16 protein-coding genes are annotated in these 15219 nt (G+C 69.0%); 7 read left to right on the top strand and 9 right to left on the bottom strand.

Going from position 1 to position 15219, the window contains the following annotated elements; all coding sequences use genetic code 11:
• Positions 1–215 precede the first annotated feature (215 nt).
• The 7 genes from ACFWN2_RS38075 to ACFWN2_RS38045 form a co-directional block, all read right to left on the bottom strand.
• On the bottom strand, positions 216–515 hold the full coding sequence (locus ACFWN2_RS38075; RefSeq protein ID WP_382435415.1) for a DUF1416 domain-containing protein: 300 nt from the start codon (positions 513–515) through the stop codon (positions 216–218).
• Position 516: 1 nt separating this feature from the next.
• A complete protein-coding gene (locus ACFWN2_RS38070; protein WP_382435414.1) occupies positions 517–1362 on the bottom strand; it encodes a sulfurtransferase in 846 nt (281 codons plus the stop codon).
• 31 nt (positions 1363–1393) lie between these two features.
• Complete coding sequence (locus tag ACFWN2_RS38065) at positions 1394–1831, bottom strand: DUF4395 domain-containing protein (protein ID WP_382435413.1); 438 nt, start codon at positions 1829–1831, stop codon at positions 1394–1396.
• Positions 1832–1903: 72 nt separating this feature from the next.
• The gene (locus ACFWN2_RS38060) at positions 1904–1981 is read right to left on the bottom strand and encodes a putative leader peptide (protein ID WP_373294250.1); all 78 of its coding nucleotides are present in this window, start codon (positions 1979–1981) and stop codon (positions 1904–1906) included.
• Between the two features lie 79 nt (positions 1982–2060).
• The gene (locus ACFWN2_RS38055; RefSeq protein WP_382435412.1) at positions 2061–2471 is read right to left on the bottom strand and encodes a thioredoxin family protein; all 411 of its coding nucleotides are present in this window, start codon (positions 2469–2471) and stop codon (positions 2061–2063) included.
• Positions 2468–3286 (bottom strand): DUF2993 domain-containing protein, encoded by an 819-nt coding sequence (locus ACFWN2_RS38050; RefSeq protein WP_382435411.1) that lies wholly within the window; start codon positions 3284–3286, stop codon positions 2468–2470. The genes ACFWN2_RS38055 and ACFWN2_RS38050 overlap by 4 nt, the downstream gene beginning before the upstream one ends.
• The gene (locus ACFWN2_RS38045) at positions 3283–4005 is read right to left on the bottom strand and encodes an alpha/beta hydrolase (RefSeq protein WP_382435410.1); all 723 of its coding nucleotides are present in this window, start codon (positions 4003–4005) and stop codon (positions 3283–3285) included. The genes ACFWN2_RS38050 and ACFWN2_RS38045 overlap by 4 nt, the downstream gene beginning before the upstream one ends.
• Positions 4006–4179: 174 nt before the next feature.
• On the opposite strand from ACFWN2_RS38045, the gene ACFWN2_RS38040 reads away from it, so the two are divergent.
• The 7 genes from ACFWN2_RS38040 (at position 4180) to ACFWN2_RS38010 (ending at position 11123) form a co-directional block, all read left to right on the top strand.
• The gene (locus ACFWN2_RS38040) at positions 4180–4938 is read left to right on the top strand and encodes a winged helix-turn-helix domain-containing protein (RefSeq protein WP_382435409.1); all 759 of its coding nucleotides are present in this window, start codon (positions 4180–4182) and stop codon (positions 4936–4938) included.
• 10 nt (positions 4939–4948) lie between these two features.
• Positions 4949–5824 (top strand): mycothiol synthase, encoded by an 876-nt coding sequence (mshD, locus tag ACFWN2_RS38035; protein WP_382435408.1) that lies wholly within the window; start codon positions 4949–4951, stop codon positions 5822–5824.
• Between the two features lie 198 nt (positions 5825–6022).
• Positions 6023–7138 carry a phosphate ABC transporter substrate-binding protein PstS gene (gene pstS / locus ACFWN2_RS38030; RefSeq protein ID WP_382435407.1) on the top strand — a complete coding sequence of 372 codons (1116 nt, stop codon included), beginning with the start codon at positions 6023–6025 and terminating at the stop codon, positions 7136–7138.
• 33 nt (positions 7139–7171) lie between these two features.
• A complete protein-coding gene (gene pstC, locus ACFWN2_RS38025; RefSeq protein WP_382435406.1) occupies positions 7172–8236 on the top strand; it encodes a phosphate ABC transporter permease subunit PstC in 1065 nt (354 codons plus the stop codon).
• The gene (pstA, locus tag ACFWN2_RS38020; RefSeq protein WP_382435405.1) at positions 8233–9147 is read left to right on the top strand and encodes a phosphate ABC transporter permease PstA; all 915 of its coding nucleotides are present in this window, start codon (positions 8233–8235) and stop codon (positions 9145–9147) included. Before pstC ends, pstA begins: the two co-directional genes overlap by 4 nt.
• 10 nt (positions 9148–9157) lie before the next feature.
• Positions 9158–9934 (top strand): phosphate ABC transporter ATP-binding protein PstB, encoded by a 777-nt coding sequence (pstB, locus tag ACFWN2_RS38015; RefSeq protein WP_382435404.1) that lies wholly within the window; start codon positions 9158–9160, stop codon positions 9932–9934.
• A gap of 28 nt (positions 9935–9962) precedes the next feature.
• Positions 9963–11123, top strand: a complete 1161-nt coding sequence (locus tag ACFWN2_RS38010) for a hypothetical protein (protein ID WP_382435403.1) — start codon at positions 9963–9965, stop codon at positions 11121–11123.
• A 59-nt stretch (positions 11124–11182) separates the two neighbouring features.
• Here the strand turns inward: ACFWN2_RS38010 and phoU are convergent, their stop codons facing one another.
• Both phoU and ACFWN2_RS38000 read right to left on the bottom strand, forming a co-directional pair.
• On the bottom strand, positions 11183–11848 hold the full coding sequence (phoU, locus tag ACFWN2_RS38005) for a phosphate signaling complex protein PhoU (protein ID WP_382435402.1): 666 nt from the start codon (positions 11846–11848) through the stop codon (positions 11183–11185).
• Between the two features lie 71 nt (positions 11849–11919).
• A complete protein-coding gene (locus ACFWN2_RS38000) occupies positions 11920–14952 on the bottom strand; it encodes an LCP family protein (protein ID WP_382435401.1) in 3033 nt (1010 codons plus the stop codon).
• Positions 14953–15219 lie beyond the last annotated feature (267 nt).

Here is a 15219-nt window from a genome sequence, read left to right as displayed (position 1 = left end):
GTGTCAACTCCACGAAAAGCATGTCGAGTTGACACCCCTACCTGACTGCAGCAAGAGCTATGGCGCGACTCGTGATGGGACCCCACCGCCCGGCCACCTTGCTAAAGACGGCTCGCCTGCGGCATCGCACCGATCACACGGCTCGCCTGCCCCGCACGTCGAAGGCCCCGGCGGTGAGTCACCGCCGGGGCCCTCGTCCTACCGATCAGGTCTGCCTAGGCGACCGCGATCTCCACCGCGTGCACGCCGGGACCCGACGCCGACACGTCCGCCTGTCCGTTGCCGGACCGGTGCAGCGCGCGGACGGTCCAGCTGCCCGGCGCCGCGAAGAAGCGGAAGTCGCCTTCCGGGGAGGTCACGACCTCCGCCGTGAACTCGCCCGTCGAGTCGAGCAGGCGTACGAAGGCGCCGCCTACCGGGGTGCCCTCGGAGAGGACCTTGCCCTCCAGGACCGTTTCCGTTGTGGAGACGTCGATCGAGCCGCCCTGGGCGGGGGCTCCGCAGCCGTTGCTCATGTCAGGACTCCTTGCCGGAACCGAGCTCGATCGGCACGCCGATGAGCGAGCCGTACTCCGTCCAAGAACCGTCGTAGTTCTTGACGTCTTCGTGGCCGAGCAGCTCGCGCAGGGCGAACCAGGTGTGCGAGGAGCGCTCGCCGATGCGGCAGTAGGCGATGGTCTTGCGGCTGCCGTCGAAGCCCGCCTCGGAGTAGAGCTCGCGGAGCTCGTCGTCGGACTTGAAGGTGCCGTCCTCGTTGGCCGCCTTGGACCATGGGACGTTCACGGCCGACGGGATGTGGCCGCCGCGCTGCGCCTGCTCCTGCGGGAGGTGCGCGGGGGCGAGGAGCTTGCCGGAGAACTCGTCGGGGGAACGGACGTCGACGAGGTTCTTGTTGCCGATGGCCTCTACGACCTCGTCGCGGAACGCGCGGATCGACAGGTCCTGCTCCTGCGCGGAGTAAGAGGTCGCGGAACGCGTGACCTCTTCCTTGTCCAGCGGGCGGCCGTCGAGCTCCCACTTCTTGCGGCCACCGTCGAGCAGCTTGACATTGGTGTGGCCGTAGAGCTTGAAGTACCAGTACGCGTAGGCCGCGAACCAGTTGTTGTTGCCGCCGTAGAGGACGACGGTGTCGTCGTTGGAGATGCCCTTGGCCGAGAGCAGCTTCTCGAAGCCCTCGCGGTCGACGAAGTCGCGGCGGACCGGGTCCTGGAGGTCGTTCTTCCAGTCGATCTTCACGGCACCGGGGATGTGGCCGCCGTCGTACGCGGTGGTGTCCTCGTCGACCTCCGCGAACACGACGCCCGGCGCCTGGAGGTTTTCCTCGGACCAGGCGGCCGAGACCAGCACGTTCTCACGGCTCATGGGAAGTTGCTCCTGTAGTAGTGCGGTGTCGTTATTGCGGTCGAGCGAGTGCAGGCACGTACCTGCGCAGCACGAGGTACATCTCGCACCCGAGGCACAGGCCGAGCGCCGCGTTGAGAAGCGCTGCCACCAGGGCGAAGCCGGTGGCGACCATGCCGAGCGTGGTCAGGCCGGTGGCGTAGCCGAGGGTGCCGATCAGTGCGAAGACGAAGCCGACGCCCTGCGCGAACCGCAGCGGGGCCGCCTCTTCGCGTTCGGTCGTCGGGGTCAGGCGTGGCTGGATCGCGTAGCGGTAGACGTGACCCCACGGGTTCAACTTCAGCGAGATGAACGCGCACATCGCGAAGAGCACCGTCTGCGCGGCGAGGAGACGCCACCAGCCGGTGAGCAACACGATCGCGAGGATGACGGTCGTCATCCAGGCGGAGAAGCGCGGTCCGCGCGGGTCTACAGGGGAGTCTTTGGGCACGACGACCTCCGGGCAAACGGACGAGGGGATTCAGTCCGGCAGAGGTAGCTGATGGGCGTCAAGCAGCCCAGTTCAGCTCGTCGTGCGACACAGGCTGCTGCGCACGCGGCACAGGTCAACCGCGCGTCGCTTCGTGAGCAGCAAGGTCATGGCAGCGAGGGTAGCCCTCAATCCCTCGGTGCGGGAGGTATGTCCACTTGATGGAACAGCGCAGGTTCACCCGACCGGATTAGGGCAAATGCGGGCGCAGCGCGGCCAGCAACGAGTCGCGTTTCGGCACGCCGCCGACTCGCAACACCTCGGTGCCGTCGGCGGTCAGAGCCAACGTCGTGGGGGTGCGCATGACGCCCAGCGACGTGGTGACGTCCGGGAGGTTCGTGACGTCGAGCTCGGCGTGCGTGAGGCCCTCCGTGCGGTCGGCCAGGTCGCGCAGGACCACCTTCGCGTGCCGGCACGGCGCGCAGAACGTCGTGGAGAGCTGCACCAGCGTCACCCCCGGCGCGAGCAGGTCGCGCACGGGAGCGGGCAGGTCGGCCGAAGGAGCCGAACGAGAGGAGATGCGGCCCTCGCGGACCTTGAGCAGCACACCGAGCGCACCGGCCACGGCCAGCGCGCCCAGCAGCGCCCACACACCAGTCATCGTTGGGCCAACGGTACATCCGTGATCTGGCCGGACAGCTTGAACGAGCCGCTCTCCACCTCGACGGCCGTAGGGGTCGCCCCGAACGGCAGCGTGCCGGGGTCGATCTTGATCGCGAGCGCCTGGCGCAGCTGCGGGATGATCTGCTTCAACGACGCGTCGTTGAGCTCGATGTCGTCGATGTTGATCTGGATGGCACCGCTGACCAGCGCGATCTGCCCGTACGCGGTGAGCGTGACGACCTTGCCGGCGACGTTGGTCTCGCCGGAGAGCTTGATCGCGGCGGTCGTCTTGGGCGCCGCCGGGTCGGCGGGGGCGGGCGCGTCGACGCGGTTGTCCGGCTCGATCGAGAGCTTGTCGAACGGCGTCACCTGGTTCGCGAGCCGGTTCAGGTCCATCGCCTTGATCCGGACGCTGCCCTTGACGGTGTCGATGGTCGCCTTGGAGACGTTGCCCGCCAGCAGGTCCGAGAGCTCGACGCGGGTGTGCAGCAGGTCCGCCTCGACGTCGAGGTCGCGCAGGTCGACGCCCTGCTGCTCGTCCTTGATCGGCACGCCGTACGCGCGGATCTCCACGTGCTGGTAGTCGCCGCGCAGCGCCTGCAGCGTGAACGGGAACCCGTTGATGCGCACCGCCGGGTCCTCGCTGAGCTGCAGCTTCTCGCGCATCCGCTGGGCGATCTGGTACTCGCCGGCCGCCGCGAGCGCGAAGTCGGCCGCCACGAGCAGCACGCCCAGCACGATCACTGTGATGATGAGGAACTTCCCACGGCGTGACTTCTTCTTCCGCGGCCGTGCGGGCGTCTGCGCAGTCATCCCTCGTCCTCGACGTTAACGGCGATCCATGCCGCCATCCGGTCTACCAGGTCTGGAGTCGCGGCCGATTCCGCGTGCCGCATGCCGGGTTCGATCCACAACTCGGCATGTCCGGAGGACGCGCGGTGCAGCGACCTGGCGTGCTCCACCGAGAAATAGTGGTCCAGGTCACCGTGCACGATCAGCAGTGGGGTCGGCGTGATGCGCCCGACCACCTCCAGCGGACTCTCCGGCGCTTGTACCCAGCTGCCGCCGAGCCGAACCCCGAGCGCCCGTGCAGCGAGCTTCCCGTGGGGCTGCTCCAGCAACCAGTGCACCCGCCGCATGGGAGCGGTTTCACGCGACCACCACCTGGCGGGCCCGCTCACGGAGACGACGGCGTCCGGCTTGGTCTCGCCCAGCGCGGCGTGCCGCAGCACGATCGACGCGCCCATCGAGAACCCGATCGTGGCGATCTTCGAGTAGCCCAGCGAACGGGCCGTCCGCACGGCCGCCTCGATGTCGTGGACCTCGTCGGCTCCGACCGTGGAGCGTCCCTCGGACCGTCCGTGGCCGCGGAAGTCGAACGCGACGACACCGGCCTTCCTGGCCAGACGGGCGAGCACGCGGGCCACGTACGGACGTCGCACGTGGTTCGTGAACCCATGTCCCACAACGAAAGCGACGTCGCTTTCACACTTGTGGTGGACGCCGTGCAGGCGCACCCCGTCGTGTGACATGGATGTAACAGGCATGACGTCTGTGGAAACAAGTGTGAGCACGGCTTCTTGACCTGGGACTTTCTGGGGGTGCACCGGTATTGTCTCCGTCATCCGCAGGCAACGGGGCCCGGTCACCGTACGCCGCTGGTCTGGTCGAGGTGACCGACCACGGCCGATTTGGAGGGCGCCGCGATGAGCATCGACGTGCTTCTGCTGACGACAGACCCGGACCCGGAGGCCGTGCTCCCCGCACTGGCGCTCCTGCCGCACGCGGTTCGCCCGCTGCGTCCCGAGGTCTCCGCGCTCCTCGAAGCCGGACCCCACGACATCGTGCTGGTCGACGCGCGCACCGACCTGGTCGGCGCCCGCTCGCTGTGCCGCCTGCTCGACTCGTCCGGCGTGGACGTGCCCGTGGTGGCGGTCGTCACCGAGGGCGGTCTGGTCGCGGTCAACTCCGACTGGTCGGTCGACGAGATCCTGCTGCCGAACTCCGGCCCCGCCGAGGTCGACGCACGCCTGCGCCTCGTCCGCTCCCGCCGCGGCACGACCGCGCCCGGTGGCGACGGCGCGCTGCAGCTCGGCGACCTCGTGATCGACGAGGCCACCTACACCGCGCGCCTCAAGGGCCGCCCGCTCGACCTCACCTACAAGGAGTTCGAGCTGCTCAAGTACCTCGCGCAGCACGCGGGCCGGGTCTTCACCCGCGCCCAGCTGCTGCAGGAGGTCTGGGGCTACGACTTCTTCGGCGGCACCCGCACGGTCGACGTCCACGTGCGACGGCTGCGCGCCAAGCTCGGCCCCGAGCACGAGGCGCTCATCGGCACGGTCCGCAACGTGGGCTACAAGTTCGTCCGCCCGCCGCGTCCCGGCTCGAACCGCCGCCCCGACGTCGCCGAGGTGGAGATCGACGACTCCGTCCGCGTTCTGGATGATCGTTTGATCGCGCGGTAGGTTCGCCTGTGTGGCGCAACTGAGCTGGTTCGAGGAGCTGACGGCCGACCAGGCCGCCGAGGTGACGCGGCTTTTGCAGGCCGCCCAGAGCAGCGACGGCGTGGCGCCGGTCGGTGAGGCCGTCCGGCTGCGCCTGCGCCCCGGCGCGACGGGCAGCCGGCACCTCCTCGCGCACCTGGACGGCGAGCTCGCCGGGTACGCGCACGTCGACCTGATCGGGGACTCCGGCGGCAACAAGGTCGCCGAGTTCGCCGTGCACCCGAAGTACCGCCATCAGGGCGTGGGCGAGGCACTGGCGAAGGCGCTTCCGCAGGACTCGCTGCGCGTCTGGGCGCACGGCGGCCACCCGGACGCCGAACGGCTCGCGGACAAGCTCGGCTTCCGCAAGGTGCGCGAGCTGCTGCGCATGAAGCTGCGCGTCGAGAACGACCTCCCGGAGCCCAAGCTGCCCGAGGGCGTCACGATCCGGCCGTTCGTGCCGGGCAAGGACGAGGCCGCGGTCGTCTACGTGAACCACCGCGCGTTCGACTGGCACCCGGAGCAGGGCGCGATGTCGATCGAGGACGTGCGCGCCAAGGAAGAAGAGGACTGGTTCGACGCCGAGGGGTTCCTCCTCGCGTTCGACGCCGACGACAGGCTCGCGGGCTTCCACTGGACGAAGGTGCACACGCCCGAGCTCGGTGAGGTCTACGTCGTGGGCGTCGACCCGGACCGCCAGGGCGGTGGCCTCGGCCGTGCGCTCACCCTCGCCGGCCTGCGTCACCTGCGCGAACAGGGCGTCAAGGAAGTGATGCTCTACGTCGAGTCCGACAACACGGCGGCGGTGAGCGTCTACACGAAACTCGGCTTCACCCTTTGGGATGCAGACGTCCAGTACGCCCGGTAGTCAACGTACCGTCACAAAACGCATACGCGCTGGTCACGCGATCACTCGTTCGGCCGTGTGACCCGTCACTTCCCGTCCTGTGTTCACCTCCCGTTCATCTTGTCTAGGTGGGTTGTCCACCCTGGCTACCTACCTTCCGTAGCGAGCGGCGGCGTCCGTCGCGAACCGCTAAATGCTTCCGCAAGGTGGAGGACCAAGGTGAAGATCCAGCGGCACGGTGCCGTGCTCGGCCTCGTCGCGGCCAGCGCGCTGCTGCTCAGTGCATGTGGCAGCGACAACAACGCGCCGGCGGGTGGCACGAACAACACCTCGTCGAACGCTGCCTCTGTGCCTGTCGAGTGCGGTGGCAAGACCAAGCTCAACGCTGAGGGCTCCTCCGCGCAGAAGAACGCGGTCGACGCGTTCGTGCAGGCCTACCAGGCCGCCTGCCCCGGTGTGGACCTCGCGTACAACCCGTCCGGCTCCGGTGCCGGCGTGAAGAACTTCAACGCCGGTCAGGTCGACTTCGGCGGCTCCGACTCCGCGCTCAAGGAAGGCGCCGAGACCGAGGCCGCCGCCAAGCGCTGCCAGACGAACCCGGCCTGGAACCTGCCGCTGGTCTTCGGCCCCGTCGCCGTCGGCTACAAGGTCTCCGGTGTGGACAGCCTCGTGCTGGACGCCAAGACCACCGCCGCGATCTTCTCCGGCACGGTCAAGAAGTGGAACGACCCGGCCATCAAGGCGCTGAACGGCTCCGCGACCCTGCCGGACAAGGACATCGCGGTCATCTACCGCTCGGACGAGTCGGGCACCACCGACAACTTCCAGAAGTACCTCAAGGTCGCCGGTGGCTGGACCAAGGGTGACGGCAAGCAGTTCAAGGGCGGTGTCGGCGAGGGCAAGGAGAAGTCCGCCGGTGTCGCGCAGGCCGTCGGCTCCATCGACGGTGCGATCACCTACGTCGAGTGGTCCTTCGCGCAGGACAACAAGCTCTCGGTCGCCAAGATCGACGCCGGTGCCGGCGCCGTCGAGCTGACCGCCGAGTCGGCCGGCAAGGCCATCGACGAGGCCAAGATCAAGGGCCAGGGCAACGACCTCGTCCTCGACCTCGACTCGATCTACGGCACCAAGGCCGCCGGTGCGTACCCGCTGCTGCTCGCGACCTACGAGATCGTGTGCTCCAAGGGCTACGACGCCGACACCGCGAAGGCCGTCAAGGCGTTCCTCACGGTCGCCGCGACCACCGGCCAGGCGCAGCTCGCCGACGCCGGCTACGTGCCGCTGCCCAAGGCGTTCCAGGACAAGATCCTGACCGCTGTGAAGGCGATCGCCTGAGGTTGATGCGAAACTTCGGCTGACGCAGACGCGATGAAAGATCCCGTCGTGGCCAAGCGCCCCGCCCGCTCCGGTGAGACCGGAGCGGAGCGGGGCGTCGCGGCTGCTCCCCACGCCTCGGAGGCTCCGATTCCCCCGACACCGGAAGCTCCAGAAACGACCAAGGCACCTCACGTCCGGCCTGGCGACCGCATCTTCCGCGGCCTGGCGACGGGGTCCGGTGTCTTCATCGTCGTCCTCATCGGCGCGATCGGCCTGTTCCTGATCCTGCAGGCCATCCCGTCGCTCGGGCTGGACAACGTCAACTTCCTGACCAGCCGCGAGTGGAACACCACCGACCCGTCCAACCTGCGGTTCGGCATCCTCGACCTGACGCTCGTCACGGTCGTCGTGGCCCTCCTCGCGCTGCTGATCGCCATGCCGATCGCACTGGGCATCGCGTTGTTCCTCACGCAGTACGCGCCGCGCAACCTCGCCCGGCCGTTCGCGTACGTCGTGGACCTGCTGGCCGCGGTCCCCTCGATCGTCTTCGGTCTGTGGGGCCTGTTCGTGCTCGGTCCCGTGCTCTTCCCGTTCTCGGAGTGGCTGATCGAGAACCTCGGCTGGATCCCGCTGCTCGCCAAGGGCAACGTGAACGTGCAGCTCGGCGGCACCATCTTCACCGCGGGCATCGTCGTCGCGGTGATGATCCTGCCGATCATCACGGCCGTCAGCCGAGAGGTCTTCGAGCGCACGCCCACGATGCACGTCGAGGGCGCCATCGCGCTCGGCGCGACCAAGTGGGAGGTCGTCCGCACGACCGTCCTGCCGTTCGGCAAGGCCGGTTACGTCAGCGCCTCGATGCTCGGCCTCGGCCGCGCGCTGGGTGAGACCATCGCCGTCGCCATCATCCTGAGCACCGCCACCAGCTCGTTCGGCTGGTCGCTGTTCGACGGTGGTTCGACGTTCGCCTCGAAGATCGCGCTCGCCGCACCGGAGTTCAACGACCCGCGCTCGGCGGGTGCCTACATCGCCGCCGGTCTGGTGCTGTTCGTGCTGACCTTCGTCGTGAACGCCATCGCGCGCTCGATCGTCGCCGGCCACAAGGAGTACGAGTGAGCACCAACCTCGCCGACCCCACGCGCCTCGCGACGCCGCCGACGTTCCAGTCGGTCAGCGTCTCGCGCCGGATCAAGAACGGCCTCGCCACCGGACTCGTCTGGGGCGCGTTCCTGATCGCGATCATCCCGCTGGTGTGGGTGCTCTACACCGTCATCCAGCGCGGCTTCCCGGTCATCCTCGACGGTGACTGGTGGCAGAAGTCCATGTCGGGCCTGCTGGCCCGCCAGCAGGGCGGCGGCGCGTACCACGCGATCTACGGCACCCTGGTCCAGGGCCTGGTCTGCGCCGTGATCTCGGTGCCGATCGGCATCATGGTCGCCATCTACCTCGTCGAGTACGGCGGCCGTTCGCGCCTGGCGAAGTCGACGACGTTCATGGTCGACATCCTCACCGGTGTCCCGTCGATCGTCGCCGCGCTGTTCGTCTACACGGTGTGGATCACGACGTTCGGCCTCGGCCGCAGCGCGCTCGCGGTGTCGATCGCACTGGTGCTGCTGATGGTGCCGGTCATCGTGCGCACGACCGAGGAGATGCTCAAGATCGTCCCGGACGAGCTGCGCGAGGCGTCCTACGCGCTCGGCATCCCGAAGTGGAAGACGATCGTCAAGATCGTCATCCCGACGGCGCTCTCCGGCATCCTGACCGGCATCATGCTGGCCCTCGCCCGCGTCATGGGCGAGACCGCACCGGTGCTGGTGCTCGCGGCCTACGCGCCGTTCATCAACTACAACCTGTTCGACGGCCCGATGGCCTCGCTGCCGTTGATGATGGTGAACGAGCGCAACAACCCGACGCAGGCCGGTTTCGAGCGCATCTGGGGCGCGGCGATCACCCTCGTCGTCCTCATCACCCTGTTCAACCTCCTGGCGACCGTGATCTCGCGGGCGCTGGCGCCGAAGACGAAGTGAGCGGGCGGACATGGCCAAGCGACTCGACATCAAGGACCTGAACCTCTACTACGGCAAGTTCCACGCCGTGGAGAACGTCTCGCTCGCGGTGCCGCCGAAGAACGTCACCGCGTTCATCGGCCCCTCCGGCTGCGGCAAGTCGACCGTGCTGCGTTCGCTGAACCGCATGCACGAGGTGGCTCCCGGCGCCCGCGTCGAGGGCAAGGTGCTGCTCGACGGCGAGGACATCTACACGTCCACTGTGGACCCGGTCGAGGTGCGCCGCACCATCGGCATGGTGTTCCAGCGCCCCAACCCGTTCCCCACGATGTCCATTCGCGACAACGTGGTGGCGGGCCTGCGCCTCGCGGGCACGAAGGACAAGAAGAAGCTCGACGAGGTGGCGGAGCGCTCGCTGCGCGGCGCCAACCTCTGGAACGAGGTCAAGGACCGGCTCGACAAGCCGGGCGGCGGCCTCTCCGGTGGTCAGCAGCAGCGTCTGTGCATCGCGCGTGCCATCGCGGTGCAGCCCGACGTGCTGCTCATGGACGAGCCCTGCTCGGCCCTGGACCCGATCTCCACGCTGGCGATCGAGGACCTGATCACCGAGCTGAAGAAGGAGTACACGATCGTCATCGTGACTCACAACATGCAGCAGGCGGCGCGCGTGTCCGACCAGACCGCGTTCTTCAACCTGCTGGGTGTCGGTCAGCCGGGACAGCTGATCGAGGTGGACGACACGGAGAAGATCTTCTCCAACCCCGGCCAGAAGGCCACCGAGGACTACATCTCCGGCCGGTTCGGCTAAAGACCCGGCTTGCACTAAGTTTCTGCGGGTGAGCCCGCAAAGCAAGAGCCGCAAGAAGAAGCAAGGCAAGGCACCCGGCCGCAGGCCCGAGCAGCAGTCCCCGTACGGGGCGTTGCTCGAGTCGGCGGCCGCGGTGCGTTCGGAGTCGTGGCTGCTCGCGGACGCCTGGGCCAGCGAGCTCTACGCCACCCTCTGGCTCGCCGGATCCGGCACCGCGCCGTTGATCGAGGCGCTGGAGGACATGGACGATCCCGCGGCGCTCACCGCGTTGCGCGCGCTGGCCGGCGTGGGCTCCGAGGAGAACCGGGCAGCCTCGTTCGCGGCCGCCGAAGTCGTTGCGGCGCGCGGTGTCGCCGAGCCCTCGTGGTACGTCGCCGGCACCGTGCCGGACTTCCGCGACGCCTTCCTCGTCACGAACCTGCTGGGGGACGTGGAGGTCATCGCGATCACGCAGGAACGCGCGGGTGTCGGCGAGACCGTGCTGTTCATGCGCCAGCCGGTGCTCGGCGCCACCGCGATCGAGCTGTTCTCGACGCCGGACGAGGGCACCGTCGCGTTGCTGGAGGACATGATCGCCTCCACGCCCGAGGCGTTCCGCGACGAGATCACCGCTCTGAGCGCCAGCGACGTCTACGACCGCGTGTGGCCGGACGTCGAGCAGTTCTGGGAGGACGGCCCTGACGAGGAGATCGAGGAAGGTCTCCTGGGCGAGGAGGACGTGCGGCACCCCGTGCAGCTGATCGCACTCGCCGACGCCCGCGTGAGCGCGTTGGTGCCGTCCGAGTACGAGATCACCGCCATCAGTCCGGAAAGGACGGACGAGGTGGTCGGCGCGTTCCTGGCTTCGGAGCACGGGATCGCGGACGTCGAGGCCGCGCGGGCGTTCGCGCGGATCGTCGCTTCCTCCGCGGTGGAGCAGAACCGCGATCCTGTCGTCTACGGACCGGCGTCGCTGACCGCCGTGCTGATCCTGGACGTGGCCGCGAAGCTGCACGTGTCCGACGAGGATCTGGCTCTGCTGCCCGAGATCGTGCGGGCGTGGGCGTACTTCACCGTCGACGCGCGGGACCTGCCGCGTGACGAGGCACGCGCCGTGTGGGACGAGGAACTGCCCACCGTGCTCGCCGAGTTCTCCGAGGCCTACGCGGACCCGGAACTGGTCGCCGAACGCGTCGCGCGGTTCCGCTGAGCGAAACGACACCGGCCCCGCATCCTCCGAGGATGCGGGGCCGGTGTCGTGTGAGTGCCCTAGAGGTTGTCGTCGCCGCCGTAGCCGGGCATCCGGCCGGTGACGACGAAGACCGTGCGCTTGGCGACCGACACGGCGTGGTCGCCGTAGCGCTCGTAGAAGCGGCCGAGCAGCGTCACGTCGACCGCGGCGGGAACGCCGTGCTGCCACTCCTTGTCCATGATCACGGAGAACAGGTGGCGGTGGATGTCGTCCATCGCGTCGTCCTCGTCCTCGAGGTTGCGCGCGCGGTCGACGTCCTTCGCGCGGATGATCTCCGCGGCCTCGTTCGCGAGCTTGACCGCGATGCGGCCCATCTCCTCGAAGTACGGCTTGACGTCGTCCGGCAGCGCCGACGCCGGGTGGCGGCGGCGTGCGGCCTTCGCCACGTGCAGGGCGAGGTCGCCCATGCGCTCGACGCTCTCGGCGGCGTGGATCACCGCGAGCACGGTGCGCAGGTCGGTCGCGACCGGTGCCTGCAGGGCGAGCAGTGCGTACGACTGCTCCTCGATGCTGGAGCGGACGTCGTCGACCTTCTGGTCGCCGCTGATGACCTGCTCGGCCAGACCGAGGTCTGCCCCCAGCAGTGCCGCGGTCGCGTTCTGCATCGCCTCGGCGACCAGGCCGGTCATGTCGGCCAGTTGGTCGGCGAGCTGTTCTAGCTGGTCGTGGTAGGCCTCGCGCATGCGCTCAGCCTACGTCCCGACCATCGCGGCAGCGACATGCCAGGATGAACCGGAGGTGAACCCCAGGCGAATCACTTCGCCGCGCAGGGGTCCTGTGCCGCGTTCACAATGGACAGACCGTCGCCCGGCTGACCTTGGGGTTGTCCCTGCGGAGTGCCCTGCTGGCCGCCGTTACCCGGTGCCTGGATCTTCTCGTCGAAGTTCGCACCGATCACCAGCTCGACCGCGCCGCCCATCTCGGGCGACTCGACCAGTTCCGCACTGGGCACCGCGGCCTTGAGCGTGGCCGCCTTGTTCTCGTTGCCCTTCGCGAACTTGATGATCGTCTTGTCGGCGTTGGGCGCGTTGCCGCGGGTGGCGATCTGGAAGCCCTTCTGCGCCAACGCGTTCGCCGTACGGTCCGCCGCGCCGCCGTTCGACGGGTCCCCGTTGAGCACCTGGATGGTGACCTGCTTGGGGTCGATCACGGTGCCGGGCTGCTGAGCGGGAGGGGTGGCGTCACCGGGCTTCGGCTCGGCCGCCTTCTCCTGCGGCAGCGGGGTTCCGTCGATGATCGTCTGGAACAACGCCTTGATGTCGTCGTCCTTGAGGCGCTCGATGTTGTCGTCGTTCGACAGCGTCGGGCCCTCGTCGGTCCAGTGCGGCATCGTCACGAACGAGACGCGGCCGGCGTCGAGGCTCTGCAACGAGTTCGCGAGCTCCAGCAGCGAGGCGACGTCGATGTTGTCGCCGACCGTGGACTTCGTGAGCGCGTTGATGAAGTTGTTGAGCTTGGTCGGGCTCAGCAGGACCTCGTTCGACAGCGCCTGGCGCAGCATCGCGGACAGGAAACCCTGCTGCCGCTTGATCCGGTCGAAGTCCGTGCCGCCGTCACCCTGCGCCTGCACCTTGCGGGCACGCACGTAAGACAGCGCCTGGTCGCCCTTGAGGACGTGCTTGCCCGGCTTGTCGATCACGACGCCGAGCTCGTCGTCCACGATCTTGGTGGGCGTGCAGATCTCCACGCCGCCGATCGCCGTCGACATCTCGCGGAAGCCGACGAAGTCGATGCTGACGAAGTGGTTGATCTTGAGACCGGTCAGCTGGGTCATGAGGTTGGCCACGCACTCGGGCCCTCCGTCGTTGTAGACGGAGTTCGCCATGACCGCCTTCTCCGGCGCCAGCGGGCCCGCGTACTGCCCGTTGTCCGGGTTGTAGGTGCGGCATTCGGGACGATCGACGCGCACGTCGCGCGGCAGCGACACGATGACCATGCGCTTCCGGTCCTTGGGGATGTGCGCGAGCATGATCACGTCCGACCGCGCGCCACCCTCCTGGTCCTGGGTGCCGACGTTGTCACCGGCCTTCGCGCCCGCCCTGGTGTCCGAGCCGACCAGCAGGAAGTTCTCGTCACCGAGCTGCTTGTCCGCCTGCAGGACCGCCTGCGAGTTGCCGCCGAGGGCGTCGATCTTCTGGATCTTGGAGTCGGCCCACTTCATCGCACCCCAGCCGATGCCGGTCGACGCGAAGATCACTGCCGCGGCGGCGATCGCCCCGATCCTGGCGGTGCGCATCAGCTTGCGCTGCTGGGGCGTGCGGCCGGTGGGGCGCTGCTCGCCGGTTTCCTCGTCCAGGGCGACGGGTTCGGCGTACTGGGTTGCTTCGTCGACCAGTTCGCCGTCGTCACCCTCCTTGACCCACGGCATGAGCTTGGCGCGCCGTTCCTTGCGCTGGCGCTCCTGCTCAAGAAGCTCGTCGTGCACCGCGGAGAACCGCGCGAGGGTGTGGTCCACCTCGCGGCGCTTCTTCACGTCGTCGCCGATGGCCTCCATCTCGGTGGTGAGGCACGTCGGGTCCATGTCCTCGCGCTTCTCGACCTTGGCCACACCCGCCGCCGAGGCGATCTGGGTGGCTTCGGGACCGGGAGCGTCGGCCTTCGGCTCGTCCGCGGGCTCGGGAGTGCCGAGCCGGTTCGCGAGACCACCGGGGACCGGACGAGGACCGCTCGACTCCGCCCTCGGGGGCATCGGCCGGGGACCGCTCGACTCCGCGCGCGACGGCATCGGCTGCCTGCCCGTCACGTCCCCGTTCGGGGGCATGGGGCGGCGGCCGGTGGCTTCCGGCCCCTCGCCGGGGGCGGGAGGACGCGGAATGCTGTTCGACGACGGCGGCTCGCCCGCCAGGAGGCGGCGCGGCGCACCGGCGGCGGGACCTTCCGGCGTTCCGCCGGGAGCGGGCCGCTTCGGGCCGCCTGCCTGCGGCGCCTCACCCGGACGCTTCGGCGCGTTGGGGTCGCCGGGAGAGGGTGGGCGCGGGATGCCGTTGGACGACGGGGCGTCGCCCGGCATGAGCCTGCGCGGAGGTGCGCCACCGGCGTCCGGCCTGCGGACCGTGCCGTTCGGCAGACCTGCCTCAGGCGCTCCACCAGGGGCGGGGCGCCGGATGCCGTTCGCGGAGGGCACGTCACCGGGAGGCATCCGCCGCGGGTCGCCGGGAGCCGGCTGCCTGCCGTCGGGTGCGGGTGGGCGCGGGATGCCGTTGGACGACGGAGCGTCGCCCGGCGGGAGCCTGCGCGGCGGTGCCCCGCCGGGTGCCGGCGGAGCAGCGTTCGGTGCGGGCCGGCGTGCCGTGCCGTTCGGCTGTCCCGGCCGCTCACCGGGGGCCGGACGGGGTTGCCTGCTCGTCGGCTCTGGCCTCGGCCGCTGGCCGGTCTGCTCACCGGGAACGCGGTAGGAACCGCTCTGCTCCGGGTTCTGGGCAGGCCTGGGCCGGGGGCCGGTCTGCTGGGGACCGGCCGGCTCGGGGCCGTCGGTCCTGCGCCGCCTGCCGGTCTGGTCGCCGGTGAAGTTCTGCGGGGCTGCCTGCTCGGGCCGCGGGCGCGTACCCGTCTGCTCACCTGGCCGGTGAGCCGCGGGTGGCTGCTGCCGCGGTGCCTGCGGAGGCTGCTGCTGGTGGGCCGGCGGGTCAGGCAGAGCGCGCCTGCCCGTTGCCGCGGGAGGATCCGGCAGGGCACGCCTGCCTGTCGTGGATGCGTCGGGCGCGCCTGGCGGGACGGGTCGGGGGATGTTCGTCCTGCTGTGCTGCTCGATGAGGTCCGAGACGCTCAGGCCCCCAGAGCCTTCCATCGAGCGACGTCTACGGCCGGTCGGCTGGTCGTGCTGGGGATCCTGATCACCGCGGGAAGAGGGGCCGCCACGTCGGGGGTCGTCGGGCACCCAATCTCCCTTCTGGGTCAGAAGCAAAAGCGGTTCGTCATTACGAAGTGACGACGACCGGGACACAAGGGTTGCATCACCGGCGTGTCAGTTGCGCCCGCGATACTACGGATGTAGCCGACTTCTGACGACCACTCCGGGTGATACGGCTGCGATCCGTACGCGATTACGCGCAGT

Origin of the sequence: Lentzea sp. NPDC058436 (assembly GCF_042721515.1) — a bacterium.
In the GTDB taxonomy this organism is placed as follows: Bacteria; Actinomycetota; Actinomycetes; order Mycobacteriales; family Pseudonocardiaceae; genus Lentzea.
This window is presented reverse-complemented; position numbering and strand designations above follow the sequence as displayed.

Coding starts and splice junctions, on each gene's coding strand:
- ACFWN2_RS38075 (WP_382435415.1), bottom strand. CDS start 515: ATGAGCAACGGCTGCGGAGCCCCCGCCCAGGGCGGCTCGATCGACGTC.
- ACFWN2_RS38070 (WP_382435414.1), bottom strand. CDS start 1,362: ATGAGCCGTGAGAACGTGCTGGTCTCGGCCGCCTGGTCCGAGGAAAAC.
- ACFWN2_RS38060 (WP_373294250.1), bottom strand. CDS start 1,981: ATGACCTTGCTGCTCACGAAGCGACGCGCGGTTGACCTGTGCCGCGTG.
- ACFWN2_RS38055 (WP_382435412.1), bottom strand. CDS start 2,471: ATGACTGGTGTGTGGGCGCTGCTGGGCGCGCTGGCCGTGGCCGGTGCG.
- ACFWN2_RS38050 (WP_382435411.1), bottom strand. CDS start 3,286: ATGACTGCGCAGACGCCCGCACGGCCGCGGAAGAAGAAGTCACGCCGT.
- ACFWN2_RS38045 (WP_382435410.1), bottom strand. CDS start 4,005: ATGTCACACGACGGGGTGCGCCTGCACGGCGTCCACCACAAGTGTGAA.
- ACFWN2_RS38040 (WP_382435409.1), top strand. CDS start 4,180: ATGAGCATCGACGTGCTTCTGCTGACGACAGACCCGGACCCGGAGGCC.
- pstC (WP_382435406.1), top strand. CDS start 7,172: ATGAAAGATCCCGTCGTGGCCAAGCGCCCCGCCCGCTCCGGTGAGACC.
- pstB (WP_382435404.1), top strand. CDS start 9,158: ATGGCCAAGCGACTCGACATCAAGGACCTGAACCTCTACTACGGCAAG.
- phoU (WP_382435402.1), bottom strand. CDS start 11,848: ATGCGCGAGGCCTACCACGACCAGCTAGAACAGCTCGCCGACCAACTG.
- ACFWN2_RS38000 (WP_382435401.1), bottom strand. CDS start 14,952: ATGGAAGGCTCTGGGGGCCTGAGCGTCTCGGACCTCATCGAGCAGCAC.